The 25,736-nt window shown below is 57.7% G+C and carries 32 protein-coding genes and 1 tRNA gene; 17 read left to right on the forward strand and 16 right to left on the reverse strand.

Translation table 11 applies throughout. The annotated features are described in order from the left end of the window. Position 1 precedes the first annotated feature (1 nt). The 3 genes from RUE5091_RS05280 (at position 2) to ribD (ending at position 2,104) form a co-directional block, all read left to right on the forward strand. A complete protein-coding gene (locus RUE5091_RS05280; RefSeq protein ID WP_058280852.1) occupies positions 2 to 415 on the forward strand; it encodes a secondary thiamine-phosphate synthase enzyme YjbQ in 414 nt (137 codons plus the stop codon). A gap of 121 nt (positions 416 to 536) precedes the next feature. Beyond that, positions 537 to 1,007: a transcriptional regulator NrdR gene (gene nrdR / locus RUE5091_RS05285; protein WP_037307671.1), complete on the forward strand. Its 471-nt coding sequence runs from the start codon at positions 537 to 539 to the stop codon at positions 1,005 to 1,007. Beyond that, a complete protein-coding gene (gene ribD, locus RUE5091_RS05290; protein WP_082643563.1) occupies positions 1,004 to 2,104 on the forward strand; it encodes a bifunctional diaminohydroxyphosphoribosylaminopyrimidine deaminase/5-amino-6-(5-phosphoribosylamino)uracil reductase RibD in 1,101 nt (366 codons plus the stop codon). The genes nrdR and ribD overlap by 4 nt, the downstream gene beginning before the upstream one ends. Here ribD and RUE5091_RS05295 read toward each other — a convergent pair. The 3 genes from RUE5091_RS05295 to RUE5091_RS05305 form a co-directional block, all read right to left on the reverse strand. Next, positions 2,101 to 4,101, reverse strand: a complete 2,001-nt coding sequence (locus tag RUE5091_RS05295; protein WP_058280854.1) for a capsule polysaccharide biogenesis protein — start codon at positions 4,099 to 4,101, stop codon at positions 2,101 to 2,103. The two genes, ribD and RUE5091_RS05295, sit on opposite strands and share 4 nt — an antisense overlap. Next, positions 4,101 to 5,231 (reverse strand): polysaccharide biosynthesis/export family protein, encoded by a 1,131-nt coding sequence (locus RUE5091_RS05300; protein WP_058280855.1) that lies wholly within the window; start codon positions 5,229 to 5,231, stop codon positions 4,101 to 4,103. The genes RUE5091_RS05295 and RUE5091_RS05300 overlap by 1 nt, the downstream gene beginning before the upstream one ends. A gap of 92 nt (positions 5,232 to 5,323) precedes the next feature. Further along, positions 5,324 to 6,622, reverse strand: a complete 1,299-nt coding sequence (locus tag RUE5091_RS05305; RefSeq protein ID WP_058280856.1) for a capsule polysaccharide biogenesis protein — start codon at positions 6,620 to 6,622, stop codon at positions 5,324 to 5,326. 138 nt (positions 6,623 to 6,760) lie between these two features. Here RUE5091_RS05305 and RUE5091_RS05310 point away from each other — a divergent pair, with 138 nt between their 5' ends. The 6 genes from RUE5091_RS05310 (at position 6,761) to RUE5091_RS05335 (ending at position 11,483) form a co-directional block, all read left to right on the forward strand. Then, positions 6,761 to 7,348, forward strand: coding sequence for a riboflavin synthase (locus RUE5091_RS05310; RefSeq protein ID WP_058280857.1), 588 nt, complete (start codon positions 6,761 to 6,763; stop codon positions 7,346 to 7,348). A 102-nt stretch (positions 7,349 to 7,450) separates the two neighbouring features. Further along, positions 7,451 to 8,572, forward strand: coding sequence for a 3,4-dihydroxy-2-butanone-4-phosphate synthase (ribB, locus tag RUE5091_RS05315; RefSeq protein WP_058280858.1), 1,122 nt, complete (start codon positions 7,451 to 7,453; stop codon positions 8,570 to 8,572). 2 nt (positions 8,573 to 8,574) lie between these two features. Next, positions 8,575 to 9,126 carry a 6,7-dimethyl-8-ribityllumazine synthase gene (locus tag RUE5091_RS05320; RefSeq protein WP_058280859.1) on the forward strand — a complete coding sequence of 184 codons (552 nt, stop codon included), beginning with the start codon at positions 8,575 to 8,577 and terminating at the stop codon, positions 9,124 to 9,126. Then, positions 9,123 to 9,605, forward strand: a complete 483-nt coding sequence (nusB, locus tag RUE5091_RS05325) for a transcription antitermination factor NusB (protein WP_058280860.1) — start codon at positions 9,123 to 9,125, stop codon at positions 9,603 to 9,605. Before RUE5091_RS05320 ends, nusB begins: the two co-directional genes overlap by 4 nt. Before the next feature lie 59 nt (positions 9,606 to 9,664). Further along, on the forward strand, positions 9,665 to 9,961 hold the full coding sequence (locus RUE5091_RS05330) for a hypothetical protein (RefSeq protein WP_058280861.1): 297 nt from the start codon (positions 9,665 to 9,667) through the stop codon (positions 9,959 to 9,961). A gap of 136 nt (positions 9,962 to 10,097) precedes the next feature. Further along, a complete protein-coding gene (locus tag RUE5091_RS05335; RefSeq protein ID WP_165590753.1) occupies positions 10,098 to 11,483 on the forward strand; it encodes a PIG-L family deacetylase in 1,386 nt (461 codons plus the stop codon). Between the two features lie 220 nt (positions 11,484 to 11,703). Here RUE5091_RS05335 and RUE5091_RS05340 read toward each other — a convergent pair whose 3' ends face one another. Both RUE5091_RS05340 and RUE5091_RS05345 read right to left on the reverse strand, forming a co-directional pair. Next, a complete protein-coding gene (locus RUE5091_RS05340; protein WP_058280863.1) occupies positions 11,704 to 12,129 on the reverse strand; it encodes an SRPBCC family protein in 426 nt (141 codons plus the stop codon). Next, positions 12,126 to 12,446, reverse strand: a complete 321-nt coding sequence (locus RUE5091_RS05345; RefSeq protein WP_058281100.1) for an ArsR/SmtB family transcription factor — start codon at positions 12,444 to 12,446, stop codon at positions 12,126 to 12,128. Before RUE5091_RS05345 ends, RUE5091_RS05340 begins: the two co-directional genes overlap by 4 nt. A gap of 114 nt (positions 12,447 to 12,560) precedes the next feature. Between RUE5091_RS05345 and RUE5091_RS05350 the strand changes: the two genes are divergently transcribed. Further along, positions 12,561 to 12,992 (forward strand): MmcB family DNA repair protein, encoded by a 432-nt coding sequence (locus RUE5091_RS05350; protein WP_058280864.1) that lies wholly within the window; start codon positions 12,561 to 12,563, stop codon positions 12,990 to 12,992. Between the two features lie 4 nt (positions 12,993 to 12,996). Here RUE5091_RS05350 and RUE5091_RS05355 read toward each other — a convergent pair whose 3' ends face one another. Further along, positions 12,997 to 13,185: a DUF6324 family protein gene (locus RUE5091_RS05355; protein ID WP_058280865.1), complete on the reverse strand. Its 189-nt coding sequence runs from the start codon at positions 13,183 to 13,185 to the stop codon at positions 12,997 to 12,999. 77 nt (positions 13,186 to 13,262) lie between these two features. On the opposite strand from RUE5091_RS05355, the gene RUE5091_RS05360 reads away from it, so the two are divergent. Continuing rightward, positions 13,263 to 13,745 carry a GNAT family N-acetyltransferase gene (locus RUE5091_RS05360; RefSeq protein WP_058280866.1) on the forward strand — a complete coding sequence of 161 codons (483 nt, stop codon included), beginning with the start codon at positions 13,263 to 13,265 and terminating at the stop codon, positions 13,743 to 13,745. 47 nt (positions 13,746 to 13,792) lie between these two features. After that, a tRNA-His gene (locus tag RUE5091_RS05365) sits at positions 13,793 to 13,869 on the forward strand. A 99-nt stretch (positions 13,870 to 13,968) separates the two neighbouring features. Here the strand turns inward: RUE5091_RS05365 and RUE5091_RS05370 are convergent. From RUE5091_RS05370 to secG, 10 genes are all read right to left on the reverse strand, one after another. Then, a complete protein-coding gene (locus tag RUE5091_RS05370; protein WP_058280867.1) occupies positions 13,969 to 14,775 on the reverse strand; it encodes an ABC transporter permease in 807 nt (268 codons plus the stop codon). Next, positions 14,772 to 15,659: an ABC transporter permease gene (locus RUE5091_RS05375; RefSeq protein ID WP_058280868.1), complete on the reverse strand. Its 888-nt coding sequence runs from the start codon at positions 15,657 to 15,659 to the stop codon at positions 14,772 to 14,774. The genes RUE5091_RS05370 and RUE5091_RS05375 overlap by 4 nt, the downstream gene beginning before the upstream one ends. Before the next feature lie 72 nt (positions 15,660 to 15,731). Further along, the gene (locus RUE5091_RS05380; protein ID WP_058280869.1) at positions 15,732 to 16,445 is read right to left on the reverse strand and encodes a transporter substrate-binding domain-containing protein; all 714 of its coding nucleotides are present in this window, start codon (positions 16,443 to 16,445) and stop codon (positions 15,732 to 15,734) included. Between the two features lie 34 nt (positions 16,446 to 16,479). After that, positions 16,480 to 17,256, reverse strand: a complete 777-nt coding sequence (locus RUE5091_RS05385; protein WP_058281101.1) for an ABC transporter ATP-binding protein — start codon at positions 17,254 to 17,256, stop codon at positions 16,480 to 16,482. 137 nt (positions 17,257 to 17,393) lie between these two features. Beyond that, entirely contained in the window at positions 17,394 to 18,134 is a 741-nt protein-coding gene (locus RUE5091_RS05390) for a phosphate/phosphite/phosphonate ABC transporter substrate-binding protein (protein WP_058280870.1), read from the reverse strand. Then, positions 18,131 to 18,568 (reverse strand): tellurite resistance TerB family protein, encoded by a 438-nt coding sequence (locus tag RUE5091_RS05395; RefSeq protein WP_058280871.1) that lies wholly within the window; start codon positions 18,566 to 18,568, stop codon positions 18,131 to 18,133. Before RUE5091_RS05395 ends, RUE5091_RS05390 begins: the two co-directional genes overlap by 4 nt. 20 nt (positions 18,569 to 18,588) lie before the next feature. Further along, positions 18,589 to 19,038: a tellurite resistance TerB family protein gene (locus tag RUE5091_RS05400; protein WP_058280872.1), complete on the reverse strand. Its 450-nt coding sequence runs from the start codon at positions 19,036 to 19,038 to the stop codon at positions 18,589 to 18,591. 121 nt (positions 19,039 to 19,159) lie between these two features. Then, positions 19,160 to 19,933 carry an isocitrate lyase/PEP mutase family protein gene (locus tag RUE5091_RS05405; RefSeq protein WP_058280873.1) on the reverse strand — a complete coding sequence of 258 codons (774 nt, stop codon included), beginning with the start codon at positions 19,931 to 19,933 and terminating at the stop codon, positions 19,160 to 19,162. A 101-nt stretch (positions 19,934 to 20,034) separates the two neighbouring features. Next, a complete protein-coding gene (pyrG, locus tag RUE5091_RS05410) occupies positions 20,035 to 21,678 on the reverse strand; it encodes a CTP synthase (RefSeq protein WP_058280874.1) in 1,644 nt (547 codons plus the stop codon). Positions 21,679 to 21,837: 159 nt separating this feature from the next. Continuing rightward, the gene (secG, locus tag RUE5091_RS05415) at positions 21,838 to 22,203 is read right to left on the reverse strand and encodes a preprotein translocase subunit SecG (protein ID WP_058280875.1); all 366 of its coding nucleotides are present in this window, start codon (positions 22,201 to 22,203) and stop codon (positions 21,838 to 21,840) included. A 150-nt stretch (positions 22,204 to 22,353) separates the two neighbouring features. On the opposite strand from secG, the gene nthA reads away from it, so the two are divergent. From nthA to RUE5091_RS05440, 5 genes are all read left to right on the forward strand, one after another. Further along, positions 22,354 to 22,968 (forward strand): nitrile hydratase subunit alpha, encoded by a 615-nt coding sequence (gene nthA, locus RUE5091_RS05420; RefSeq protein ID WP_058280876.1) that lies wholly within the window; start codon positions 22,354 to 22,356, stop codon positions 22,966 to 22,968. Continuing rightward, positions 22,965 to 23,642 (forward strand): nitrile hydratase subunit beta, encoded by a 678-nt coding sequence (gene nthB / locus RUE5091_RS05425; protein ID WP_058280877.1) that lies wholly within the window; start codon positions 22,965 to 22,967, stop codon positions 23,640 to 23,642. The genes nthA and nthB overlap by 4 nt, the downstream gene beginning before the upstream one ends. Then, positions 23,639 to 23,977: a nitrile hydratase accessory protein gene (locus RUE5091_RS05430; RefSeq protein WP_058280878.1), complete on the forward strand. Its 339-nt coding sequence runs from the start codon at positions 23,639 to 23,641 to the stop codon at positions 23,975 to 23,977. The genes nthB and RUE5091_RS05430 overlap by 4 nt, the downstream gene beginning before the upstream one ends. 211 nt (positions 23,978 to 24,188) lie before the next feature. After that, a complete protein-coding gene (locus tag RUE5091_RS05435) occupies positions 24,189 to 25,484 on the forward strand; it encodes an adenylosuccinate synthase (RefSeq protein WP_058280879.1) in 1,296 nt (431 codons plus the stop codon). Next, the gene (locus RUE5091_RS05440) at positions 25,484 to 25,726 is read left to right on the forward strand and encodes a DUF2842 domain-containing protein (protein ID WP_058280880.1); all 243 of its coding nucleotides are present in this window, start codon (positions 25,484 to 25,486) and stop codon (positions 25,724 to 25,726) included. The genes RUE5091_RS05435 and RUE5091_RS05440 overlap by 1 nt, the downstream gene beginning before the upstream one ends. Positions 25,727 to 25,736 lie beyond the last annotated feature (10 nt).

Genomic DNA, 25,736 nt, shown 5'->3' on the forward strand with positions numbered 1-25,736 from the left:
TATGCAGACTGAGTTTGTCGTTTCCACGCAAGGTCCGGGGCTTTATGAGTTCACCTCGGACGTGCGCCGATGGTTCAACTCGGTCGAGCGCGATGGGTTGCTGACGCTGTTTGTGCGGCATACGTCGTGCTCGCTAGTCATTCAGGAAAATGCCGACCCCGAAGTGCAAACGGATTTGCAGGCCTTTTTCGGTCGGCTGGTGCCACCGTCTGATCACCCTTCCATGGCGTATCTGCAGCACACGTATGAAGGCCCTGATGATATGCCCGCCCATATCAAAGCTGCACTTCTACCGGTATCCCTGTCGATCCCTGTGGTTGAAGGACAACCTGTTCTGGGTACTTGGCAGGGCATTTATCTGTTCGAACATCGCATTGCGCCGCATCACCGAAAGGTTGCGGCGCATTTCGCGTGACCCCTTTATATTGCGGTGAAAATTTCCGACTACCCAAATCCTAGCGGCTGCCATATAGTTGTGGATAAATAAGCCACTGCTCTTACAATAAGGGGCGGTACAAGGGACGAGGAGACGGCGGATGCGCTGCCCGTTTTGCGGAAATATCGACACTCAAGTCAAAGATTCACGCCCGGCAGAGGATCATGTCGCGATCCGCAGACGCCGGTTTTGTCCCGCTTGTGGGGGGCGGTTTACCACTTACGAACGTGTGCAATTGCGCGACCTGGTGGTAATAAAAACCAACGGTAAACGGGAAGATTTCGACCGGGACAAGCTGGAACGCTCGATTCGGATTTCGATGCAGAAACGTCCCATTGATCCCGAGCGGATCGACCAGATGATTTCCGGCATCGTCCGCCGTTTGGAAAGCATGGGTGAGACCGATATCCCCTCCAGCAAGATTGGTGAGATCGTCATGGAAGCTCTGGCGCGGATCGATACCGTGGCCTATGTTCGCTTTGCGAGCGTATACAAGAATTTCCAGGCGGCCGATGATTTCGAGGAGTTTGTCCACGAACTGCGCCCGCCGCAGCCTTCGACGGACGAGTGAGCGAAACAGATAAGCGATATATGGCGCTGGCCCTGTCATTGGGGCAGCGCGGTCAGGGCACGTGTTGGCCCAACCCCGCCGTAGGGTGTGTCATCGTGCGCGACGGTCGGATCGTCGGGCGCGGTTGGACCCAACCCGGTGGCCGTCCACATGGTGAAACGCAGGCTTTGGCGCAGGCTGGCGATGCTGCGCGCGGCGCAACTGCCTATGTTTCGCTGGAACCCTGTTCCCATCATGGTCAAACGCCGCCCTGCGCCGAGGCATTGATCAAGGCAGGTATGTCGCGGGTGGTTTCAGCGATTGAGGACAGCGATCCGCGTGTGGCAGGGCAGGGCTTTGCCATGTTGCGAGAGGCTGGGGTTGAGGTCACTACCGGCGTTTTGGCGGAACAGGCCGCGCACGATCACGCGGGATTCTTTCTGAAAACGGAACAAGGGCGTCCATTTGTGACGCTCAAACTGGCCAGCAGTTTTGATGGCCGCATCGCGACATCAACCGGGCACAGCCAATGGATCACGGGGCCGAAAGCGCGCCGGGCGGTTCATGCCATGCGCGCGCGCCATGACGCGGTGATGGTTGGGGCAGGGACAGCGCGGGCGGATGATCCATCTCTGACAGTTCGCGATCTGGGGATCGAGGCGCAGCCGGTGCGCGTGGTTGTCTCGCGCCATCTGGACATTCCGCTAATGGGGCAATTGGCGCGCACTGCGGCCGAAATACCGGTCTGGTTGTGTCACGGTCCAACCCCGGATGTCGAACGCGCCCGCGCGTGGGAGGGGTTGGGCGCACGTCTGATTCCCTGTGCACTTCAGGATCATCACATAGATGCGGCTGACCTGTTGCAGCAACTGGGGCAGGCTGGTTTGACGCGCGTCTTCTGCGAAGGGGGCTCGGCGTTGGCGGCGTCCTTGCTTGTCGATGATCTGGTGGATGAACTTGTCGGCTTCAGCGCTGGGCTGACAATCGGTGCCGAAGGTTTGCCAGCGATTGGATCGCTGGGATTGGACAAGCTGGATGCAGCCCCTCGGTTTGATCTGATCGAATATCGGGCTATCGGACCGGATGTTCTGCATCGCTGGGCGCGCGCGCTACGTTAGCGGCGACGCCACAGATGCGCTTGAGTGGCAAATGCGCCCTGCATTTTCGACAACAGACGCAGAGAGAGACCGCCCTTGCGTTCATTCCCTTCTTTCAGGCGTTCTAACGCGAGTTCGACGGGGCAGGGTTGCCCGGTGAGCGGGTCAAGGTATCGCGGATAGTCGATCAGGGCGGCATGCACCAATCCCAGCACCGACGGCCTTGCACCACGTCGAGCGGGCACAGTTCCCAGATCGGTCGTCAGCCCCCACCCGGCATAAAAAGGAGCCCCAAGTGTCGTCACTTGCACTCCACGCAACAGAGCTTCGAACCCGAGCAGAGAGGTCATAGTCCACACTTCTTGCACGTGCGGCAGAAGTGCGGCTGGGTCGGTATTTGTTGCGACCACGTCAGCGGGCCCCTCGTCTTCGATTGCACCTTCGCGCAGCCCGGCCTCAACATCAGGATGAGGTTTATAGATCAGGATCGCATTCGGGTTCGCTTCACGTGTGGCTCGCAGCAGATCTGTGTTGGTGCGGATCGTCGTAGTGCCAAGCAGGATCGAAGCGTCATCCTCGACCTGACCCGGAACCAAAATACGGTGTCCTTCTGGTAGTTCAGGGGGCGCACCGCCGGTATTGTATTTACTGAGCTGACCCGAAACGATCTGGGCCACCAGCCGTTCGGCCCGCAATTCCTGATCCGGGCGCAGGGTTTCACGGGCGGTGATCAATTCTTCCAGCCGACTTGGATGGGTCGGGTCGTAATAGATGCCAAGATCGTCTGTTGCTAAAGACAGCGGAGGCACGAGGTTGGCACCAAGCCCGCGGGATCTTAGAAAGCCATCCTCGATTCTGACTGCGTTTTCCGCGCCACGGGCGTGTTTGGCCCAGACCATATGGGGGCGGTCGGATGCATCCGGTTGGCGTGAGGTAAATTGGACCTTTCTTTCGCGGCCAAACATTTTCTGCAAGTGTTTGCGCTTCCACAACCGCATGCCAGAGGCCGTCCAGCCTTTGTGATCCTCTCGCCAAGCGCGCGTTTGGGCCTCGAGCGTGTCCAGCACGGTCTCCAATTCGCACAACTGGTCCCGATAGGGGTCGTACCATGTGGGATAGAGGATCATAGCGGCTGCAAACAATTGCGCCCGCGTCAGGCTCCGCTGGCGACGCGGGGCGTATGCCTCATCTTGGGTCAGGCCCCATCCAGCATAAAAGGGCTGGCCGAAGATGCGCGGTTTGTGCCCGGCGATTATGGCCTCGAACCCCATTTGTGATGACAAAGTGTAGACACCAACCGCGCCTTCTAGCAGGGTCCACTGGCTGATGGGATCGTTCACAAATGAAACCCGGTCGGACATATCCTGATCCGAGTAATACCCGCCACGATGCCCTGAAACGGTTTCGGGATGTGACTTGATCAGAACACGGGCACCGGGGTTTTCCTCTTGCGCCATGACCAGCATTTCGCGAAATCGCGCGTCGTCCCCGGCACTCGCTGTGACCGAGGCATCATCGCGGGCCTGATCGACCACTAGAACATAACCCGGATCAGGCGGCTGCAAGGTGGGGTCGACGGCTGAATACTTGCTTAGGTGCAGCTCGCGCATCCGGTCCGCGCCATAGCGTGCCCGGTTCAGCAACGCCGTGTCGTCCAGCGGATGAGATGCTAACAGGGTTTCCAGGTCCGAAGGTTGTGCCGGATCGAAATGCACCCCGGAGCGGTCAAGCAACAGGCCCAGCGGAGCGTCACCATCCCGCCCCGGATGTAGGGAGCGCAAAAAGGCATCTTCGACCCACAGGACCGGTGCGTTGTGCCGGGCCGCGATTCCAAGGCCGCGATGTGCCGTTGGACTGTTGCCCCAGACACCGACTACGTCGCGGTCCCTGGGCAGACCCAGTCGGATGTCATAGCCCTTGAGGTGCAGGATGCGCCGTATCCGGCGTTGCGTGAGAAAGCCACCGTTATAGACAAGCAGCCGGGTCCGCTGAGTCCCAGCTGTTTGGTCAGGTTGCATCAGCCACCCGTCAGCGTGGCGACGTTTGCGACCGGTGTCAGACCGCCCGCGATCAGAGAGATCGACTTGCTCCACTGTGCGTAGGGAGCTTCGGTCACATAGATCGTGTCGTCGTCACGGATGACAAAGTCCCGGGCAACAAACAACCCATTAGGCGCGGTCAGGTTCAGCAGATAGATCATGCGTTGATCCCCTTGCAAATCCTGCCGCCCCATGACGTTGCGCGCAATGTCCTGCCGTTCCTTGCGCAAAACAAATATACCGGTGGGGTCCGAGGAAAGGGATTGCAGGCCGCCCACCTGCGCCAGTGCTTCCAGTGCCGTCAGGTCCTGCGTGTCGAATGCGACGCGCGACTGCCCGGTGGCCCCTAGTGCGATGTAGGATCGGCTGTCAGCCTCGACCAGAATGCGGTCTCCGCCTCGCAATGCGACGTCCAGTTGAGGGTTCCGGACCAGATCGTCATACCAGACCGTCCCACGGTCATTCCCGCGGATCAGGGTTACCAGCGCGATATCCGAACCGACGGCAACGCCACCAGCCTGCGACAGCATGCCCGACAAGGTGCGGCTTGGACGTTCAATCGGATAAATGCCCGCCGCTCCGATTTCACCGCTAAGAGAAACAGTGGCGCCGTCCCCTGCAACACGACGGACTTCGACTTGTGGATCCGGCGTTTGTTCTTTCAATTCGCTGGTGATCAGTTGGCGCAGTTGCTCGGGCGTGTTGCCAGAGGCCCGAATGCGCCCGGCATAAGGAACGAAGATGAATCCTTCGCTGTCGACTTGTATCTGTTCAAGACTGGTGGATGAGCCGACTTCACCGGACAGCAGGCCGTCATCCACGTTTTCCCAGATCGTCAGGCCAAGAACATCGCCCGGGCGAACAGTGTCTGCCGCCAGACGTTGGGCATTGCGGAACGAGGACGAAAACCCGAATTGCTGAATGGCCGAAGTTGCCTTTGCGACGCGGTCGTCAACTTCGACCACGAAAGCATTGCCGCCTTTTTCAGTGGAGCCCGCCAAAATCTCGGATTTATTGGGTCCTGATTTAGGAAGCTGGCACCCGGCCAACAGGCCGATTGCCGCCACAAGGGATATCCCCTGTATCCATCGGATTGGAAAGCGCTGCACTGCCGGTAATCCTCGGTCGTTTTTGTTTTGGTCTTTTGTTGGGCGCAGGCTACCCGGTTCGCGCGATAACTTCTAGCGCCAACCGTCCAGTTTTACTCAACAAGCTTTAACTGTGGCGTCTGAGCCTCTTTGTGGGACAGGACGGTTTGATAGGGGTCTGTGGCGGTCAACATCATATCCGCCACGCCGCGCAAAAGCTGCCTTCGACCTCTGCGAGAATAGAATCCGCCGGGCACTTGGCTCGTTTTCAACAGGAATTGGCGATAGGTCTGATAGGCCTCCTGATCAGGCGGCATCGGATTGGCAAAGAATGCCTCCAGCGGTTGGCGCGAGACGAATTCGGGTTTGTCATAGATCGACTTGCCAAAGATGCGCAGGGGGATGCCACGCCATAGAACCTGCTGCCCTGCTGTTGAATTGATAGTGACTGCAGAACTGGCACCGTCCAGCAGTTTAGCGAGCTTCCCGCCAGGCACATAATGTACCCGGTCTGCAATCCCATGCTTTTTTGCTAACTCTCTTACAAGGTGGTGCAGGGGTTCACGGTGGTTTTCCAGCGGATGTTCTTTGACCACCAACCGGTGATGCCTGGGCGCGCCACTGGCGAAATCACGGACGACATCCTCAAGAAAGTTGGACATGCAGGAAAAATTCGAATGGGATTGAACCGAGCTGTCATGCCCCAGTTGCAGCAAAGCCAGATGATAAGGATGACCATTCCCCAATACGAGTGCCGTGGCCCAGCGACGCTGTATGCGGTGAATCGGCATGAGTGCCAGGCGCTTGAAGTATAGCCTGAATTCCTTAGAGACTGGCAGATCCCGATGCCGTCGGAAATTGCGATAGTGCCGGTTCAGAAACAGCACGAACCAATGGTAGAGTGCCCCGTAAAATATGTGCTGTCGCATGTCCCCCCAATGCGATGGAGGTGGTGGTGTCTGCGTCGTAGCTTGATCCAGAGCGCGCCGCATCTGATCAACGTCCAGCGTCATCAGGCGCGAGTTGCCGTTAGAACCGAACCGCTCATACGTTACCCACCAGGGACGCAAATAGCCTTCCTCGAATACGTGGACAGTCACGCCCTTGGCCTGGGCAATTTTGACGGCGCTGGCGTGAATGGGGCGCGTGTCACCGTAGAGGACGATATCGGTGATACCGCGATCCGCGATCAGCTCAGACAACCAGTCGGGCCAAAGCTCTGGCGCGTCGAGGAATGGAATGTACGAAGTCTTGTCGAACCAGAAGGCCTGATCCCCGGCGTTAAACCCCACACGCCAGACCTCGGCCCCCGAAGACCGCAGCAATCGGCCGAGCCCGTTGAAGAACGGACCATGGGGTCCCTGCAAAAACAGGAAAACACGGCGGTTCAGGCCTGTTGTGGTGGGTGACATCAATACTGCTCGAGCTCTTTGTTCGGGAAATTATGCCTGTTTCTGCCTTTCACGGCAAGCTGGGGCTTGCCCGCCGCGCTGCTTGCGCTTACCTCGGCTTGGAACACTGGATCAGGTTAGAAACCAAGGGTTAGCGGAATGTTTACAGGGATCGTCACCGATATCGGCACCGTCACCGAGCTAGACCAACAGGGCGATCTGCGAGCCCGGATCAAAACAGCCTATGACACGGTAGGTATAGATATCGGTGCCTCGATTGCCTGCGATGGTGTGTGCCTGACCGTCATCGCGCTGGGCGATGACTGGTATGACGTTCAGATCAGTGCCGAGACGGTTTCGAAAACCAACCTCGACAGCTGGCAGGTCGGCAAGCGCGTCAATCTGGAGCGCGCCCTAAAGGTCGGTGACGAGCTGGGCGGGCATATCGTGTCGGGCCATGTGGACGGCGTGGCTGAAGTGGTCGCCGTGCAGGACGAAGGCGACAGCACGCGCGTCACCCTGCGTGCCCCCAAAGAACTGGCCCGGTTTATCGCGCCAAAAGGTTCGGTTGCATTGAATGGAACCTCGCTGACCGTCAACGATGTGGATGATTGTGATTTCGGCATCAATTTCATCCCCCACACCAAGGAAGTCACAACCTGGGGTGATGTAGGGGTTGGTGACAAGGTGAACCTTGAGATCGACACACTGGCCCGCTACGTCGCGCGCCTGGCCGAAATGTCCTGAAACTACGTCGCGCCGGGATTGCCTGGTGCCGCAAGTGCTCTGGCCTTTGACCGTCTGGTAGTCTATCCACCGGGTCAAACATGCTCTGTGAAAGGCTGCCTCATGAGCTTTGAAACCCCAGGACCCGTCGAAGCCCAGCTGCGCGACGCGATCAGCCCGATCGAAGACATCATCGACGAGGCCCGCAAAGGCCGGATGTATATTCTGGTCGACCACGAGGATCGTGAAAACGAAGGCGATCTGGTGATCCCCGCCGAATTTGCCGATGCCGACGCGATCAACTTTATGGCCACGCATGGGCGCGGGCTGATCTGCCTGCCGATGACGGCCGAACGGGTGGACGCTCTTGAACTGCCGATGATGGCGGTGAACAACTCATCCCGACACGAAACTGCATTCACCGTTTCGATTGAAGCGCGTGAGGGCGTGTCGACCGGTATTTCCGCCGCTGACAGGGCATTGACGGTAGCCACTGCGATCAACGAACAGAACACGATGGCGCATATCGCCACCCCCGGCCACATTTTTCCCCTGCGCGCCAAGCGCGGCGGGGTGCTGGTACGTGCGGGCCATACCGAAGCCGCCGTGGATATTTCGCGTCTGGCTGGGTTGAACCCTTCGGGCGTGATCTGTGAGATCATGAAGGCGGACGGCACGATGGCGCGTCTGCCCGATCTGGTCGAATTCGCCAAAGAACACGACATGAAGATTGGAACGATCAGCGACCTGATTGCGTATCGGTCTCGCAATGACAATCTGGTGGTCGAGACGTCGCGCGAGACTGTTACCTCGGAATATGGCGGAGATTGGGAACTGCGGATTTTCACCGATCAGACCCACGGCATCGAACATGTCGTCATGACCAAGGGCGACATCACCACACCCGACCCAGTGCTGACCCGAACACATGCCCTGCACGAAGCGCCCGATATTCTGGGTCTCGGCCCGAAATCTTCGCGCGAACTGCCGCGGGCAATGGAAAAGATCGCCGAAGAGGGCCGCGGCGTGTTGTGCCTGTTCCGTCAGCCGCGCAACTCGCTTTATGCAGTCGAGGACGAAGGTCCGCGCACCATCAAGCAAACCGGTCTGGGCGCGCAGATCCTGTCCAAGATGGGTATTCAGGAACTGGTGTTGCTGACGGATTCACCGGAAACCGTATATTTGGGGCTCGACGCTTTTGGCCTGTCCATCGTCGGCACCCGCTCAATCCTCAAGGATGACTGATCGTGGCTGAGCAAGACAAACACGGCGTCCTGCCGACACCGACCTTCGACAAACCAGTAAAACTGCTCATTGTGGTCGCCCCGTTCTACCGCGCCATCGCGGACAATCTGGTTGCCGGTGCAAAGGCCGAGATCGAAACGGCAGGCGGCACCTGCGAAGTGGTCGAGGTGCCCGGTGCGCTGGAAATCCCTACCGCCATCGCCATGGCGGACCGTCAATGCAATTTTGACGGCTATGTAGCGCTGGGCTGTGTCATTCGTGGCGAGACCACGCATTATGAGACGGTGTGCAATGACTCGAGCCGGGCCATTCAGTTGATGGGCCTTCAGGGTCTTCTCATTGGCAACGGCATCCTGACCGTGGAAAATGACGATCAGGCCGAAGTGCGCGCAAATCCCGGGAAGATGAATAAAGGCGGCGGCGCGGCCGCAGCGGCCTTGCATCTGATCGCGCTCAGCCGTAAGTGGGGCGCTTCGAAAAAGGGCGTCGGTTTCAAGCCACCGTCCGAGTCCATCCTTGTGGCGGGCGACAGCAACGGACCGACGACAGCATGACCCAGACAGACGCGCCGAAACCGGCCAACCAGAAACGCCTGATGAAATCCGCTGCCCGGCTTTACGCCGTGCAGGCGCTGTTCCAGATGGAGCAGTCGGGGCAGACGACCGAGCAGGTTGTTAATGAGTTTCTGGATCACAGGTTCGGCGCCGTCTATGAAGGCGATGAGATGTTGGATGGGAACACCAGCGTCTTTCGCAAACTGGTTGAAGATGCGGTGAACTACCAGGCGCCGATTGACCAAATGACCGACCGCGCGTTGGTTGCAAAATGGCCAATCGCGCGCATCGACCCCACCCTGCGCGCCACTTTCCGCGCTGCAGGGGCCGAGCTGACCCAGGGCGACACACCACCCAAGGTGGTCATCACCGAGTTTGTCGACGTCGCCCGCGCCTTTTTCCCGGAAGGCAAAGAGCCGAAATTCGTCAACGCCGTGCTGGATCACATGGCGCGCGAAGCCCAGCCCGAGGCGTTCTGACGCCTTTACCCCGGTCTGAGATGCGCTAACCTGAATACCAGAGCGCAAGGAGGCCCACCATGCCCAAACTGATCAGACTGTATATCACTCAGGTCGCATGGGGTTTTGTCATCTCGGCCATGTTTGTCGGGGTGCTGCTGGCACTGAACGTGGCCAATTTACGCAGCTTGATCACCGGATCAGATATTGGGGTGGTAGCGATCCTGATGATCTGGTTCATGAACGGGATCGTCTTTGCCGGGGTTCAGTTCGCCTATGCGATCATGAGCATGGCAGAAAAGCCCAAAGGCCCGCGCCGTGGGACACCTGTAGCCGTCAGCCTCAAACCCGCGACGATCCGGATCGAAAAGACCTGAGACCAGAGCCATACCGCTGATCTAGTCGCAGCCTCGGTCAGTTTAACTTGATAGTAGCGTCTAATGCTTGAATATCGCGGTGTGTTGGCCTTTGATGCCGGTCAACACCTCAATCGACAGCGAAAGAGCAGCGCTTGTGAATATTCCTAGTTATGAAGAGGTTATCGCGTCCACGGACTTCCGCGATGATCTTGCATCCCTCAACGCTGCCATCGCCGATGGGCTGACACAAGCTGGTGAGCCGGTCGCGATTAACGGGAATGTTTGCTATGAGCATATGCAGCGGGATTTCCACCTACAGGACTTATCTCTTGGGATGGAGCCGAAACGTCGTGCTTTGCACCAGATGGCACAGGGCAGTTCGTGTTTTGCAGAGGTGGGTGTCGCCGGTGGTCACGCTGCTTTGCTGGCTCTCCATTCCAATCCATCGTTGACCTTTATCGGGATTGACCTTGGCCAGCGGTTGCGAGCGACCTGGCCGCCTGTGGAAATCTATGTTCCAATTGTTTTCAAGTGGTTCGAAGACAAGTTTCCGGGGCGCGTAAGGTTTTACCTGTCTGACGCCCGCGAAGGCCTGCGTCAGGCTGCGAACGAGCGCCCTTTTAGCTCAATAGATTTACTGCATCTGGATGCGATGAAGAAAGGCAGAATTTCCGAGCTTGAGGCAGTGTGGCCAGGTTTGGCCGGGCGGTGCTATTTGCTGCAGGGGGACAACAAAAACGGTTTTGTAAAGGCCAGTTCCGAGCAGCTGATTGCCGAAGGGCGTGCGCGACGGGTTACGTCTTCGAGTTATAAGAATGTTGCAAATGCCAATTTTGACGTGTTGGAGACAGGACCGGATGTTGCCGCAGGTAAGGTTAGCCTGGCAAGCCTCAGCGATGACCGAATTTTAGTGTGCGTCTGCCATCAGGACGATGAAACCCTGTTTTGCGGTTCGACTTTGGGTCATCTGAAAGATTGCGCGGATGTGACAATTGCAAGTTTCTTCCGGCCCGCTCCGAACCGCAAAGATACAGATACGCGCGAGGCGGCGATGCAGAGGGTATGTGATCTTCTCGGCGCCAAAAGGATTCAGTTTCCTTTTGCGGTCGAGCGAGATCATCGTTTATTGCGGCGTTTTATCCAGATGCCCTCTGCGACAGATCAGAATCCGCCGGAAATCCGCCGCCCTTTGCATCGGCACCCATTGTTCAATTTACTGGAAGGGTCAGCCTTTGCCCTGATGCAGCAGTATAAACCGTCGACCGTCATCACTCACAATCACGTAGGAGAATACGGCCATATCGAGCATGTGATGCTTCACCACGCTGTTTCGCATGCGGCAAAACGGTATCAAGAGGCACGGGTTTTGAATTTTGGCGTCGGGTTGCCCGAGGCGGATCTCGTCGTGCCGGCGCAACCTGAGCAAAAGAACCGGCTTTACGACGAATACATGCCGCAGTGGAATGGCCGCAGAATGTATGACTTTGCGCTATCAGACGAAACTTTCGTGAGCCACAATATTTCGGATGCTGAAGGGTAAGACGCGTATGTGGCGGGACCACCAGTCAACCGTGCGGTGTGATTCCCGAGGACCTGTATGTACAGGTGGGCGCCAGGTAATCAGGCCAGGACCTGAACAGAGCCAGCCCCCTCGGAATTGCTTAAGGCCACCAGAATGCTACCTATCACAAGAAGGGCAGAACCCGCCACGCGCCTAAGTAGGGGTTGCGGCGGGTTTGTACAAGGGGTTTTAAAATAGGTCAGGCATCAACTGTTTCGTGCAAGGCCGTGCGCATCTTGCCGAAATGCTCATCCCAGCCGTTGTCCAGCGCCAGGATCAGGCCAAAGGCTTCGGCACCCTGTGGCAGGCCTTCGTGCTGCAACACAAGCCGTGTGCCGCCCGGAACGGGCTCAAGTGTCCATTTGACCACGCTTACCGCATCCCCCATGGGTTTGACGGTGAACGTGTATTCCAGATACTCCGGCGGGCGGGCGACGCGCACTTCGCCCCAGATCAACAGGTCGCCACTAGTAGTGCCGAACATCTCAAGCTTTTGGCCAGCGGCCAGAGGGCGTTCGGGTTTGTGAAACCATTCGGCTAGCCGATCAGGGTCGGTCAAATATGCCCAGACAGTTGTGGGTTCCGCCCGTAGAAAGATCGTTTTATTCAGTATTGCATTTGTCATTTTTGTTTCCTTTCAATGGCTTCTTTCAGCTTGTTTAGGCGTTCGTCCCAGAACTGGTCAAAATAGCTGAACCAGTCGAGAACAGGGGCCATTCCCTGCGGTTCCAGCCGGTTGATACGTTCCCGCCCGCGTGTCTCGACCGTGATCAGACCGCCATCCGACAAGACGGTCAGATGTTTTTTGACGGCGGCACGGGTCATGTCGAACCGCTCGGTCAGTTGGGCAATTGTCATGTCCTGCGCGGCGAGCATCTGTACGATGTCGCGGCGTGTTGGATCGGCCAGAGCACGAAATGCGTTTTGGGTTTGGGGCTGCATTTGCTTCACCATTTGCGATACCATTTGGTACTATATAATTTCAGTACCAAATGGTATCATGTCAAGGGTGAAGTGGTTCTTGATTTTTGTTCACGAATTGTTCACATTCCTCGCATGACCCTTGATCTGCAACCCGGACAAAAACTGGCCCGCGGCGTGGCCCGCCATTTATCGGCGCATGGATTTGTTTCAGTTGAAGAATTCGTGCCGATGCGGGGATTGCGCGTCGATGTCATGGGGCTGGGCCCAAAGGGTGAGCTTTGGGTGATCGAATGTAAATCCAGCCGGGCGGACTATCAGTCCGATTCCAAATGGCAGGGCTATCTGGAGTGGTGTGATCGATTCTTCTGGGCTGTCGACATCGAGTTTCCAACCGACTTACTGCCAGCGGAAACCGGTCTGATCATCGCCGACGCCTATGATGCCGAGATCGTGCGCATGGCGCCGGAAGACAAAGTTGCCCCGGCGCGGCGCAAGAAGATGATCCAGAAATTTGCAACCGACGCGGCGCGCAGATTGCAGGCGCTTCGCGATCCCCGGATTTAGGTGATCAGCTTTGGACTGCTCGGGCAGCCTGAGCAGCAGCGCGAAGTTCGTCCGCGATTTCCTCGGCTTCTTCGGGGTCAAAATCCATCGGGATTTCGAGGTTATCGGCTTCGATGAATAGCCGCACCATGCCGTGATCGGTGGGGCCGATCTGCAGGTTTGCCTGAATGTCGCGTTCGGTGTTGATGCCCATGTTCGCCTCCGGGACTAGGCGTTCGTGCTAGCGCGCAAAGGGTTGAGAATCAAGCTGCCTTTGCGATCATATGAGGGATGGAGAACGTTCAGATCAGACCCTTTCGCGCCACAGATGTACCCTGGCTGGTAGAGCAGCATGGCAAGTATTATGCGCGCGATGAGGGGTTTGATGCCTCGTTTGGCGCTTTAGTTCAGAGCATTCTCGAGGATTTTGTCGCCAGCCATGATCCGGCGCGCGAACGCGGCTGGATCTCGGAATGTGATGGCGAGCGACTCGGCAGCATATTCTGCGTTGCTTTGGATGGGCAAACCGCAAAACTACGGCTTTTTCTATTGCTGCCTGAAGCACGGGGAAGGGGCTTGGGAAAACGTATGCTGGATACCTGCATGGGCTACGCACGCAGCGCGGGCTATGCTGAAATGCGGCTTTGGACCCATGAAAGCCACAGAGCGGCGTGCGCTCTGTATCGAGCGAACGGATGGCAGTTGTTGGCCAGTAAACCGGTGCATTCTTTCGGTGTCGATCTTGTCGAACAAAGCTGGAAAATTCAGCTTTAATCCTCTTGCATTCCTTCGGCGCGTTCGGTACATCGCCCCTCACGAGTGCCGCCTTAGCTCAGTTGGTTAGAGCGCTGGATTGTGGATCCAGAGGTCCCCTGTTCAAGCCAGGGAGGCGGTACCATCTCCTCCAAAACAGACGCAAAATTTTCGTGCCCGTTCAGCCGCATTGTGTGCGGTTTTTTAAATTGAAATGGACAGTGTGGAAGCAGGCACGCCCTTGTTAGCGCGCCAGGTTCAATCTCAGCTTCATTTTGCTTCGCTTTGAGGCAGGCAGATGTCGGTTCAAGTGCTTGTTAACCCGACCAAAGCCCCAGATGACCACAAGGGTCAGCAGGATGAAATAAAAGGCCAGAATCGGGTAGGGGATGAATGGGTTGAACGTTTTGTCCGCGAAATAGCCTGCGTAGTACAGCGCATCGCCCCGTTGCTGCCACACCGGGAAGGCTGAGAAGAAGACCAAGGTGGTGGCGTGGAACAGAAAAATCGCCTCGTTCGTGTAGGCCGGCCAGGCCAGCCGCAGCATGGTCGGCCAGATGATGCGACGAAACCGCGCCCAGCCGGTCATGCCATAAGCGTCTGCGGCCTCGATATCACCTTTGGGGATCGACCGCAGTGCGCCATAGAAGATCTCGCCGGTATAAGCGGCGGTATTGAAGAACAGCACGATCAGCGCGCCAAGCCAAGCCGAGGTGAGCGTGTCGAGGAACGGGTAGCTTTGCTTCAACGACAGGAAGAAGAAATAGGCGAAGAAGAATTGGATAAACAGCGGCGAGCCCCGGAACAAGAAGATGAACCACTCTGCCGGTTTACGCAGCCATTTATTCGTGGATGCCTTGCCCATGGCAAGCGCGGTGGCCAGAAAGAACCCTGTCGCCAGCGCCATGATCCCGAAATAGATGTTCCAGATCATGCCCGAGCCGATCAGGGTAAACTGTTCGCACAGGGTGAAATCGTTCCGCGGCAACAAACGCTCGCCAATCCCGATGGAACGCAGGCCATAGTCCTGGATCGTTTGCAGGCAGCTCATGCGGTGGTCTCCTTGCGCAGCAGCTCTCCGCCCGAGGTCGCCTGGCCGTGGGACAGGCGGCGCATCAGCCGTTCTAGGCCGATTTCCGAGACGCGGGTCATGCCCAAGTAGAACACCAGCAGGGCCAGGAAGTACCACATACGCCAGTCCCCATGTGGGTATTGGGTGAATTTCGGATTCTTGTAACCGCCCAGCTCACGCGCCCAATAGACGATGTCTTCGATGCCCAGCAGGAACAGCAGCGGAGTGGCTTTGATCAGCACCATCCACAGGTTCGATAGACCGGGCAGGGCGTATACCCACATCTGCGGCACAAGAATGCGCCAGAAGGTCTGGCGACGGGTCATCCCATAGGCCTCGGCCGTTTCCAGCTGAGCGTGAGGAACGGCGCGCATACCACCAAACAGTACGTTTGCGGCGAACGCGCCAAAAACGATTGAGAATGTAATGACGGCCAGAAAGAAGCCGTAAGTTTCATGCACCCACTCAGGCGCGCTGCCAAGCGGCAGCTTGGCAGCCTGACAGACGATGAAGTCATTGCCCTGCCGGATCGGGTCGGTCCATTCCGGACACAGAATTTGGTGGCGGGTCCATTCGAACGCCTGATCCAGCGCAATCACGAAGAACATGAAGAATGCAATATCCGGCACGCCACGTACAATCGCGATATAGCCCTTGCCCAGCATGCTGAGCGGCGGAAAGTGCGACCGGGCCGCCATAGCGCCCAGAAAGCCAAAGCCCAACGCCACAGGCGCGGTAATGGCGAGTAAAAGCAAGACCTTGAAAAAGGACAGATAGAACAGCCAATGCACACCGTTGGTCAGATAACACGAGAACCAACGGAACGTGCCGAGTGTTTCGGGATCAGTGCAGAACGAGAAAATGGCGGGCCTCTTTGACTGGCAAGGGCTCAGAGGCGGCGCGCCCTAGGGGTAGGCGCGCCGCAGAGTGCAGGATTAGAAGGTCGAGGACACTTCCCACTTGGTGATCAGCTCGTTCAGGCTGCCGTCGTCCTTCATGGACTGGATGGCCGCATTGAACTTTTCTTTCAGCTCACCGTCGGATTCGCGAATGCCCATGCCGACACCACCGCCCAGCGGAACTTCGTCGCCAACGAAAACAATGCCCGAGCCATCCTCGGTGAAGGGCACCAGGAAGGATTTGTCGGCCAGAACCGCATCAGCTTCGCCGTTGCGCACGGCGGCAAGGGTTTCTTCAGGGCTTGCGAACTCAACCAGAGTGGCACCGGAATCGGCAATGTAGCCCGCCTGAATGGTGCCGGTCTGCGCTGCGATCACGCCACCTGCCAGGTCAACGCCATCGGACATTGCGACATAGGCAGACGGATCCGGCGGCGTGTAATTGTGGGTGAAGTCGATGACTTCGTCACGCTCGTCGGTGATCGACATACCAGCGATGATCGCATCGTAGTTGCCCGATACCAGGTTCGGAATGATCGAATCCCAGTCGTTCTTGACCCATTCGCATTCCAGGTTGGCACGTTTGCACAGCTCATCGCCCAGCTCACGTTCAAACCCGTCGATCTCGCCCGCGTCATTGACGAAATTCCACGGTGCATAGGCACCCTCGGTGCCCAGACGGATGGTGTCCGCCATGGTCATGCCAGCGCTCAGCGCCAAGGCTGCAGTGGTCAGAATCAGTTTTTTCATTGGATACTCCCCAGTTTTGTTTTCTGTCCTGAAGTTAAGCCGCCTGTGTGGCGGATAGAAAGCCCCTAAGTCGTTCGGATTCGGGGGACGTAAAGATATCTTCCGGCAGACCCTCTTCTTCGATCAAGCCTTGATGCAGGAATACGACATGGCTCGAGATATCGGCAGCCATTTTCATGTCGTGGGTCACGATGATCATGGTACGGCCTTCGGCGGCCAGATCTTTGATCACCTTGATCACTTCCTGTTCCAGCTCGGGGTCCAGCGCCGAGGTGGGTTCGTCGAACAGCAACGCTTCGGGTTCCATGCACAGGCCGCGGGCGATGGCTGCGCGCTGTTGCTGGCCACCCGACAACTGCGCCGGGTAGACATCGCATTTGTCGCCGATGCCGACCTTTTCCAGGTATTTGCGAGCGCTGTCCTCAACCTCTTTCGGATCGCGGCCAAGAACTGTGACAGGGGCCTCCATCACGTTTTGCAGGATGGTCATGTGGGCCCACAGATTGAACTGCTGAAACACCATCGACAGGTTGGTACGGATGCGCATCACCTGTTTCGGGTCGGCGGGGCGGCGGTGGTGCAGGTCACCAGACCAGCGCACGGGTTCGCCCTTGAACAGAATCTCGCCCTGCTGGCTATCTTCCAGCAGGTTACAGCAACGCAGCAATGTGGATTTTCCTGATCCGGACGATCCGATCAACGAAACCACATCCCCGCGTCTTGCCGTAATATCGACCCCTTTCAGCACTTCGAGATGGCCGAAACTTTTGTGGAGGTTATTGATTTCGATAACGGGAGTGGAATCTGTCACGGGTGGCCCATGTGTTGTCGGTGTTGGTGCGGTAATAGGGCGCAAAAATCGGGGCAATGCAATGCGCAATTGACATCATCGAGTGCTGAAACCGTCAAATTGACCACACGTACTGACCAAAATGATCAGCAGACCGGTCAGATGGTATGATCCTGGGACGGATTGGGAACCGCCAGATAGTCGTCCGCTGAGATGTCGATCAGACCGCAGAGGTGAAGCAGGCCGCGGTCTTGTGGGGTCAGGTCATCAATTGCAGCTCGGACCGCACGAGCGATGTTTGACGCATCTTGCCCGGTGGCAGTGATATAGGGCAGGGCGGGCGTGGGCAGAGTCGTTCCAACCTCACGCATGGACTCGCCAAGATTGGAATGCGCCTTGAGCAATTCCCAAGTCAAAGCGTCCAGCGCAGCATAGTCAGCCCTGCCATCGGCCACTGCAGTGGCCGAGCGCGCATGCCCACCGGTTTCCAGTACGGCTTTGGGGCGCTGGTTGCGTGCCTTGAGATGAACCATCGGGGCAGCCCAACCTGATTGTGACAGGCCTTCATTATAGGCGAACGTACCCTCAGACAGCGCGCGCAGATCGCGTGGATCGTTGCTTCGGGCCACAAAAACAGATCGGTAATGGCCGGGCGGGCAGCCTTCCAGCCCATAATCCGGCGTGCCGACCAGCTGCACTTTGCCGTGTAGGCGGGTGCGGTAGGGCATTCCGCAAGTTTGGGCAAAAGTAAGGTTCGGATGCTGCCAGACTTCCCAGAAATCGGCGCCTCGGGTCAGTCGATCCGGGCCATAACCCAAATTGCCGCGAATCAACGCCCAGAACCGATCATTCGCAGACTGTAGCGCGGGCATGTCATACATGCCCAGCATTGCGATCACGACTTGGCAGCCTTTTGACGTGCCAGGGCCGAATCCACATCGCTGACCCCCAACAGGCTGACTACCAGCCGCAGCAGTGAATCTTCCTCACCTGTGCGATGTCCGTCGGCCAAAGCGACCGACCACATCGCCTGTACCACGGCCAGACGATCATCATAGGCGACGGCCTCTTTGATCGCGCGGGTAAAGCGGACGGTGTCCGGGGCCTCGGCCTCTAGGTCTTCGGCACGGGCTCGCAGGGCGGCGGCCTCAAACGGGGACAGGCCATAACGCTGGGTCGAAATCTTATCGATTCGGGCCATCTCGGTATCGGCATAGTCGTTGTCGGATCGGGCGATGCGTACCAACAGGGCCGTAAGGGCCAAGCGGGCATCATCATCGGCAAGCGGATCAGGGGCGGGCTGTGTCAGCCGGGACAGGAAATCACTAAACATGTGTTAGATATAGATGGCGCTTAGTGCTCTTCCAAGCTTCTTTGAACACGCTCGCGGGCGGTCGTACTGTCGTTAAAGCTTAGCCCCATGGCGATGCGTGCTTCTTCCACGATTTTGACTTCGCCCTCGTCCGAGTCGCCGTCGGCCAGAACGACCTCCCACAGCGCGTCCAGTGCGGCAAGGCGCTCGTGCAGGTCAGTGGTTTCGCGGATCAGCTTGCCGAACGTGTCGGTGTCAGGCGCGGCAGCGTGCAACTTTTCACAGGTGGCGCGGACCTTGGCGGCCTCGATCGCGTTGTGTTGATAGAGCCGCGCAAGGATGCGGTCGATCAAGCTGATTTCCTCAAGTTTATAGTCGCGATCCGCCTGCGCCACACGAACCATAAGCGCACCCAAGGCCAACTCGGCATCAGGATCGGGCAGTTTATCGTGTTGCGGTGGGCGAAAAGCCTGAAAGAACTTCTTCAACATGCGCTCAGGTTATTCCATATTTTGTGGGCCGCCAAGCACAGACCACCGGTCATAGGCCGAATGATCGCAACTTTGCCGGATTTGACAGAATCACGCTAAGAGCGACCCACTCAAAGGTGGCTCAACCCGATTTAAGCGCTTGTTTTGCCTGTTCCTGCAACCAGCCCAGCATCTGCCGATAGGGGACAGGGCCATAGCTGATCCGGGCCACGCCCAATGATGCCAGCGTAGTCGTGTCAGGGGTGCCGGGCAGGGCGATGATATTGACGGGCAGGTCTGTCGATTCGCACAGTCGGGCAATCAGCCCTTCATCCTTAAGCCCCGGTGCAAAGAAGCCGCTCGCCCCGGCATCGGCATAGGCTTTGGCCCGTGCGATTGCATCATCCAGCATTGTATCGTTATGGGTGTCAGGCTTTGCCTTCAGGAAGATATCCGTGCGGGCATTTATGAAGGCCGGGACAGCAGCAGCATCACAGCCTTCGCGCATGGCCCGGACACGTGCTTCCTGCGTTTCAATGTCGTAAAGGTCGCTCGTGCCAACGATCTGGTCCTCAAAATTAAAACCGATGACACCGGTTTCAAGCGCAAGTCGAACATTGGCGGCGACACCCAGCACATCTTCGGCATAGGCACCTTCGAAATCCAGTGTCACGGGAAGGTCTACCGTTGCAACGATCCGGCGTGCATTGTCCAGGGCGGCATCCAGTGAGATTTTCTGCCCGTCCCCGAACCCCTGCGCCATTGCGACCGGAGCACTCCCGGTTGCAATCGCCTTGGCACCCGCATCGCGCACGGCCCCAGCGCTGCCCGGATCCCAGATATTGTACAGGATGACCGGCTCGCCCTTTTTGTGTAGGGCGGCGAATTCTTCTGCTTGGGTATTCTGGTTGGTCATGCCGGTCTCCTGTCGCTGCTATGGCGGCAGTTAACCGTGCAAACCGTCGGCGCGTAAAGATGTTTCGCGCCGACCGACACAATACAGTGATCTGTCCGCGATCAGACCAGTCGCGAGCTGTCCTTTGCGGCACGCACGAAGTCGCGGAACAGGGGGTGCGGGTCAAACGGTTTGGATTTCAGCTCGGGATGATACTGCACACCGATGAACCACGGATGATCCGACCATTCGACGATCTCGGGTAAACGCCCATCCGGTGACATACCCGAAAAGTTCAGGCCAGCCTTTTCCAGCTTTTCACGGTACTTGATGTCTACTTCATAGCGGTGACGGTGACGTTCCTCGATCTGCGTGCCGCCATAAACCTCAGCCACTTTCGAGCCCTCGGCCAGCACCGCATTATATGCGCCAAGACGCATAGTGCCGCCTTTGTCGTCGCCGACTTTGCGCTCAACCTTGTGGTTACCCTGCACCCATTCTTTCAGGTGATAGACCACCGGCTCAAAACGCCGTTTTCCAGCTTCGTGGTCGAATTCCTCGGAGCCTGCTTCGGCGATACCAGCAGCGTTTCGCGCCGCTTCGATCACGGCCATTTGCATGCCCAGACAGATGCCCAGATAGGGCACCTTGTGTTCGCGCGCATATTGCGCCGCTTTGATCTTGCCCTCGGTGCCACGTTCGCCAAATCCACCTGGCACAAGGATTGCGTGGAAGCCTTCCAGATGGGGGGCGGCGTCTTCGGTATCGAATACCTCGGCATCGACCCACTCGACCTTGACCCTAACCCGGTTGGCCATGCCGCCGTGGGTCAGTGCCTCGGCAATCGACTTATAAGCGTCTTCCAACTGAGTGTATTTGCCAACGATGGCAACCTTCACTTCGCCTTCGGCGTTGTGGATGCGGTCGCTGACATCTTCCCATTTGGTCAGATCGGGTTTTGGGGCCGGGCTGATCTGGAATGCGTCCAGTACGGCCTGATCCAGACCTTCGCGGTGATAGGCCAGCGGGGCGTCATAAATGGTCGAAAGGTCCTGTGCCGCAATCACGCTGTCGGGCCGCACATTGCAGAACAAGGCCAGCTTTTCACGCTCTTTGGTCGGGATCGGGCCCTCGGAGCGACAAACCAGAATGTCAGGGGCCAAACCGATCGAGCGCAGCTCTTTGACCGAGTGTTGGGTCGGTTTGGTTTTCAACTCGCCCGATGCCTTGATGTAGGGCAGCAGGGTCAGGTGCATGAAAAGGCACTGACCACGGGGCTTGTCCTGGCTGAACTGACGGATGGCTTCGAAAAAGGGCAGGCCCTCGATATCGCCGACGGTGCCACCGATTTCACACAGCATGAAATCGACCTCATCCTCACCAATCGAGATGAAATCCTTGATCTCGTTGGTGACGTGCGGGATCACCTGAATGGTCTTGCCGAGGTAGTCGCCGCGGCGTTCCTTTTCCAGCACGTTGGAATAAATCCGTCCCGAGCTGACCGAGTCGGTCTTGCGGGCAGCCACACCAGTGAAACGCTCATAGTGGCCCAGATCCAAATCGGTCTCGGCCCCGTCATCGGTAACGAACACCTCGCCATGTTCGAACGGCGACATCGTGCCCGGATCGACGTTCAAGTAGGGGTCCAGTTTGCGCAGACGCACCGAATATCCCCGTGCTTGCAACAGCGCGCCCAAAGCCGCCGAAGCCAGTCCTTTGCCCAAAGACGAAACCACACCACCAGTGATGAAAATAAAACGCGCCATGTTTTTCGGCTGCTCCCGTGAGACGTCAAAATCAGCTGCCCGACGGTTCCGAAAAACCGCTGCATCACGGGACTTCACGTATAAAGGATTCGCGCCAATAGCGCAAGAGAACCGCAAGATGCTGTTGCAGTCCTCTTTCAGGTTTCTAGGTTTTGTGGATCAGTTGGCCTGCGGAATCAAAGGCGCGTTGTCGCCCTGCGCCGGAGGCAGCAGATCATCCGCCGACGGAACCGCCGGAGTGCTTTCTTCGGTTGCCGCAGGTGCCGGAACGCCCAATCTGTCGATTACCGAGCTGCCAGAAGATTTCTGAGCCGCCAGAATCGTCAGCGTGATTGAGGTCACGATAAAGCAGGCTGCCAGAATCCAGGTCACCTTTCCCAAAGCGGTCGCTGCCGCACGACCCGTCATGGCGCCACCGCCGCCGCCACCCATACCAAGGCCACCGCCTTCGGACCGCTGCATCAGAACAACGGCAATCAGGCCCAAGGCCAAGAGGAGGTGGATGATGAGAACGACGTTTTCCATGGTGTTCCTGTACAGCGTGGCGTGTATCGCGTGGTACTTATGCAAGTTTGCCTTCGGGGGCAAGGGATGAGTTGGCATCACGAATGGTGATATTCCAGATCACAGCAAAGGGACTGGACAGGCGGATGATCCGTAACGCAGGCTGCGGCCATGCCTCATGACGATCACGACCACCCGCACGCCCTGTTGCCGCCCGATCCCGCGCTTCGAGTTAAAGCGCTTGAGACGATTCTGACCCGTAAGGGCCTGATCGACCCTGCAGCGTTGGATGAGATTATCGATACGTATCAGAACAAGATTGGCCCGCAAAACGGCGCGTGCGTTGTCGCCAAAGCTTGGTCCGATCCTGCGTTCAAGCAAGCCCTGCTTGCGGACGCGACGCAGGTTGTTGCTGATCTTGGTTTTTACGGCCGACAAGGCGAGCACATTGTAGTGGTTGAGAATACGCCGGATCAGCACAACATGGTCGTTTGTACTTTGTGCAGCTGCTACCCGTGGCCTCTGCTGGGTATTCCGCCGGGCTGGTACAAGTCTGATGCCTATCGTGCCCGGGCCGTGCGCGAGCCGCGCAAAGTCTTGGCCGAATTTGGTGTCACATTGCCGCCCGAGACGGCCGTGCGCGTATGGGATTCGACTGCCGAGATTCGCTACCTCGTGTTGCCGATGCGCCCGGAAGGGTCAGATGGGTTGGACGAAGGCGATCAAGCCGCGCTGGTCACCCGTGATAGCATGATTGGCACAGGTCTGCCCATGGTGCCGTCATGACCCGCGTACACGATATGGGCGGCCGGTTCGGGGACGGTCCGGTTAGGCCCGAGGCCAAAGATGCCCCGGTATTTGCTGAGGACTGGCACGGTCGCGCATTGGCCGTGACTCTGGCAACGGGGTTTCTGGGGCAATGGAACATCGACGTTTCGCGCCATGCGCGCGAAAGGCTGTCGCCCAAGGACTACACGCGATTCTCCTATTACGAAAAGTGGATATCCGGTTTGGCCGACCTGCTGGTCGAGAAGGGTGTGCTGACCTTAGATGACTTGTCGGGCGCGGGCACTGAAGACCCACACCCATTGGCAGCCCGTGTTCTGAAAGCAGGGACCGTTTCAGGAGCCTTGGCCAAAGGCGGGCCAGCGGATCGGCCTTCGGACGTGCCGATACAGTTTGAGGTCGGGCAGAATGTACGCACTGTGAAGCTTGCAGCCAATCGTTTGGTGACAGGCGGCCATACGCGGCTGCCGATTTATGCGGCAGGGGCAAATGGCCGAATTTTGCGGCTGCACGGCACGCATGTCCTGCCGGATTCAAATGCACACGGGTTGGGCGAGGCCCCGGAACCCCTCTATGCGGTGGCGTTTGCCGCGTTTGAACTGTGGGCTAATCCGGAGCATCCGAATGATGAGGTGGTTCTGGACCTGTGGCAAAGCTATCTGGAGCCCGCATGAACACCCGCGTCACTCATTCTGCGCCAGAGCCGGTTTTCGCCGAACCCTGGCACGCGCAGGTCTTTGCCGTGACTGTGGCTTTGAATGAGGCTGGACGATTCGAATGGTCCGACTGGGCAGAACGGTTTTCTCAAACTCTGAAAATGCACGGTCTGGACCGGGAGCTGGATGGCGGAGATGACTATTTCCACGCATGGTTGGAAACCCTGGAGCAATTACTGATTGAGCAGGGGGCGGCTGAATTTGATGACATTCAGCAATTGAGAAATGCCTGGGAAAAGGCCTATCTGACAACGCCACACGGTCAGCCGGTGCATTTGGCGGCAAGCGAATAAGGGGCGCTGCCCCCGCGGCCCGTTCCGGGCAACTCCCCCTAGATATTTCTGGCCAGATGAACAGGGGGTCCGGTCTTCATCTGGCGAAAACCCCTCCGCCGGAGGCACCTTGCGCAGCGTGGTTCTGAACTGCGGCGAATTACCGGTTTCCCTGCCGCTTTGTCCTCGCTATACGAGCCGAGTTTGATAATTCAGCGCAAAAGGACCGGATATGGCCAATGTGGTTGTTGTCGGCGCCCAGTGGGGCGACGAAGGAAAAGGCAAGATCGTCGACTGGCTCAGTGAACGGGCAGACGTGATCGCGCGTTTTCAAGGCGGGCATAATGCCGGTCATACACTGGTTATTGATGGCGAAGTCTACAAACTGAACGCGCTGCCCTCGGGCGTTGTACGTGGCGGCAAGCTGAGCGTCATCGGCAATGGTGTGGTTCTGGACCCGTGGCATTTGGTCAAAGAGATTGCTTCGATCCGCGAGCAAGGTGTCGAAATTACTCCCGAGACGTTGATGATTGCCGAAAACACACCTTTGATTCTGCCGATTCATGGTGAACTTGACCGGGCGCGTGAAGAAGCTGCCAGCAAAGGCACCAAGATCGGCACTACTGGCCGCGGCATCGGGCCTGCCTATGAAGACAAGGTTGGTCGCCGTTCTGTCCGCGTTGCTGATCTGGCGGACGAGGCAACGCTTGAGGCGCGCGTCGACCGTGCGTTGCAACACCATGATCCACTGCGCAAAGGTCTGGGGATCGAGGCTGTTGACCGGGACAAGCTGGTTGACCAACTGAAAGAGATCGCTTCGGAAATCCTGCCGTTCGCTGCGCCGGTCTGGAAGGTCCTGAACGAAAAGCGCAAGGCAGGCAAACGTATCCTGTTCGAAGGGGCGCAAGGCGCGTTGCTGGATATTGATTTCGGCACCTATCCCTTTGTGACTTCATCCAACGTGATCGCGGGACAAGCAGCGACGGGCGTGGGTATTGGACCGGGCTCGGTTGATTTTGTTCTGGGGATCGTCAAAGCCTACACAACTCGCGTGGGTGAGGGGCCGTTCCCGACCGAACTGGATGACGATGATGGGTTGCGCCTGGGAACACGTGGGCATGAATTCGGTACCGTTACTGGGCGTAAACGCCGTTGTGGCTGGTTCGACGCCTGTCTGGTACGCCAGACCTGTGCGACCAGCGGTGTGAACGGCATCTCGTTGACCAAGCTGGACGTGCTGGATGGGTTCGAAACGCTGAAGATCTGCGTGGGATATGAACTGGACGGCGAACGTCTGGATTATCTGCCCACCGCAGCCGACCAGCAGGCGCGCTGTAAACCCATCTATGAAGAAATGCCGGGGTGGAGCGAATCCACCGAAGGTGCGCGCAGCTGGGCCGACCTGCCAGCTAATGCGATCAAATACGTGCGTCGCGTCGAAGAGCTGATCGAGTGCCCCGTTGCCCTTTTGTCTACCAGTCCGGAGCGGGATGACACCATTCTGGTGACCGACCCGTTTGCCGACTGATGAGTGATAACGCCAAAACCGGCCTGAGCTATAAGGCCCGGCGGCGCTGGTCGCTGGTGCTGCTGTTGATCGGGCTTCCGGTTTATATCGTGGCGGTGGTGACAGTGGTGAACTGGTTAGACCGTCCGCCGATCTGGCTGGAGCTGTTGGTCTATGTCGGGTTGGGAATTCTGTGGGCGTTGCCATTCAAGTTCGTTTTCAAGGGCGTCGGCAAAGAAGACCCCGAGCAGAATTCGGATTGATCATTATAAA

It is taken from the genome of Ruegeria denitrificans (assembly GCF_001458295.1).
Lineage (GTDB): Bacteria > Pseudomonadota > Alphaproteobacteria > Rhodobacterales > Rhodobacteraceae > Ruegeria > Ruegeria denitrificans.

Bases quoted from the DNA above. Each gene is read 5' to 3' on its own strand.
- RUE5091_RS05340 (WP_058280863.1), bottom strand. From the start codon at position 12,129: ATGACAAATGCAATACTGAATAAAACGATCTTTCTACGGGCGGAACCC.
- RUE5091_RS05435 (WP_058280879.1), top strand. From the start codon at position 24,189: ATGGCCAATGTGGTTGTTGTCGGCGCCCAGTGGGGCGACGAAGGAAAA.
- RUE5091_RS05360 (WP_058280866.1), top strand. From the start codon at position 13,263: ATGGAGAACGTTCAGATCAGACCCTTTCGCGCCACAGATGTACCCTGG.
- RUE5091_RS05330 (WP_058280861.1), top strand. From the start codon at position 9,665: ATGCCCAAACTGATCAGACTGTATATCACTCAGGTCGCATGGGGTTTT.
- RUE5091_RS05430 (WP_058280878.1), top strand. From the start codon at position 23,639: ATGAACACCCGCGTCACTCATTCTGCGCCAGAGCCGGTTTTCGCCGAA.
- secG (WP_058280875.1), bottom strand. From the start codon at position 22,203: ATGGAAAACGTCGTTCTCATCATCCACCTCCTCTTGGCCTTGGGCCTG.
- RUE5091_RS05380 (WP_058280869.1), bottom strand. From the start codon at position 16,445: ATGAAAAAACTGATTCTGACCACTGCAGCCTTGGCGCTGAGCGCTGGC.
- RUE5091_RS05310 (WP_058280857.1), top strand. From the start codon at position 6,761: ATGTTTACAGGGATCGTCACCGATATCGGCACCGTCACCGAGCTAGAC.
- RUE5091_RS05405 (WP_058280873.1), bottom strand. From the start codon at position 19,933: ATGACCAACCAGAATACCCAAGCAGAAGAATTCGCCGCCCTACACAAA.
- RUE5091_RS05370 (WP_058280867.1), bottom strand. From the start codon at position 14,775: ATGAGCTGCCTGCAAACGATCCAGGACTATGGCCTGCGTTCCATCGGG.
- RUE5091_RS05440 (WP_058280880.1), top strand. From the start codon at position 25,484: ATGAGTGATAACGCCAAAACCGGCCTGAGCTATAAGGCCCGGCGGCGC.
- RUE5091_RS05400 (WP_058280872.1), bottom strand. From the start codon at position 19,038: ATGTTGAAGAAGTTCTTTCAGGCTTTTCGCCCACCGCAACACGATAAA.
- pyrG (WP_058280874.1), bottom strand. From the start codon at position 21,678: ATGGCGCGTTTTATTTTCATCACTGGTGGTGTGGTTTCGTCTTTGGGC.
- RUE5091_RS05395 (WP_058280871.1), bottom strand. From the start codon at position 18,568: ATGTTTAGTGATTTCCTGTCCCGGCTGACACAGCCCGCCCCTGATCCG.
- RUE5091_RS05305 (WP_058280856.1), bottom strand. From the start codon at position 6,622: ATGTCACCCACCACAACAGGCCTGAACCGCCGTGTTTTCCTGTTTTTG.
- RUE5091_RS05295 (WP_058280854.1), bottom strand. From the start codon at position 4,101: ATGCAACCTGACCAAACAGCTGGGACTCAGCGGACCCGGCTGCTTGTC.
- nthB (WP_058280877.1), top strand. From the start codon at position 22,965: ATGACCCGCGTACACGATATGGGCGGCCGGTTCGGGGACGGTCCGGTT.
- RUE5091_RS05350 (WP_058280864.1), top strand. From the start codon at position 12,561: ATGACCCTTGATCTGCAACCCGGACAAAAACTGGCCCGCGGCGTGGCC.
- nthA (WP_058280876.1), top strand. From the start codon at position 22,354: ATGCCTCATGACGATCACGACCACCCGCACGCCCTGTTGCCGCCCGAT.
- nusB (WP_058280860.1), top strand. From the start codon at position 9,123: ATGACCCAGACAGACGCGCCGAAACCGGCCAACCAGAAACGCCTGATG.
- RUE5091_RS05345 (WP_058281100.1), bottom strand. From the start codon at position 12,446: ATGCAGCCCCAAACCCAAAACGCATTTCGTGCTCTGGCCGATCCAACA.
- nrdR (WP_037307671.1), top strand. From the start codon at position 537: ATGCGCTGCCCGTTTTGCGGAAATATCGACACTCAAGTCAAAGATTCA.
- RUE5091_RS05280 (WP_058280852.1), top strand. From the start codon at position 2: ATGCAGACTGAGTTTGTCGTTTCCACGCAAGGTCCGGGGCTTTATGAG.
- ribB (WP_058280858.1), top strand. From the start codon at position 7,451: ATGAGCTTTGAAACCCCAGGACCCGTCGAAGCCCAGCTGCGCGACGCG.
- RUE5091_RS05355 (WP_058280865.1), bottom strand. From the start codon at position 13,185: ATGGGCATCAACACCGAACGCGACATTCAGGCAAACCTGCAGATCGGC.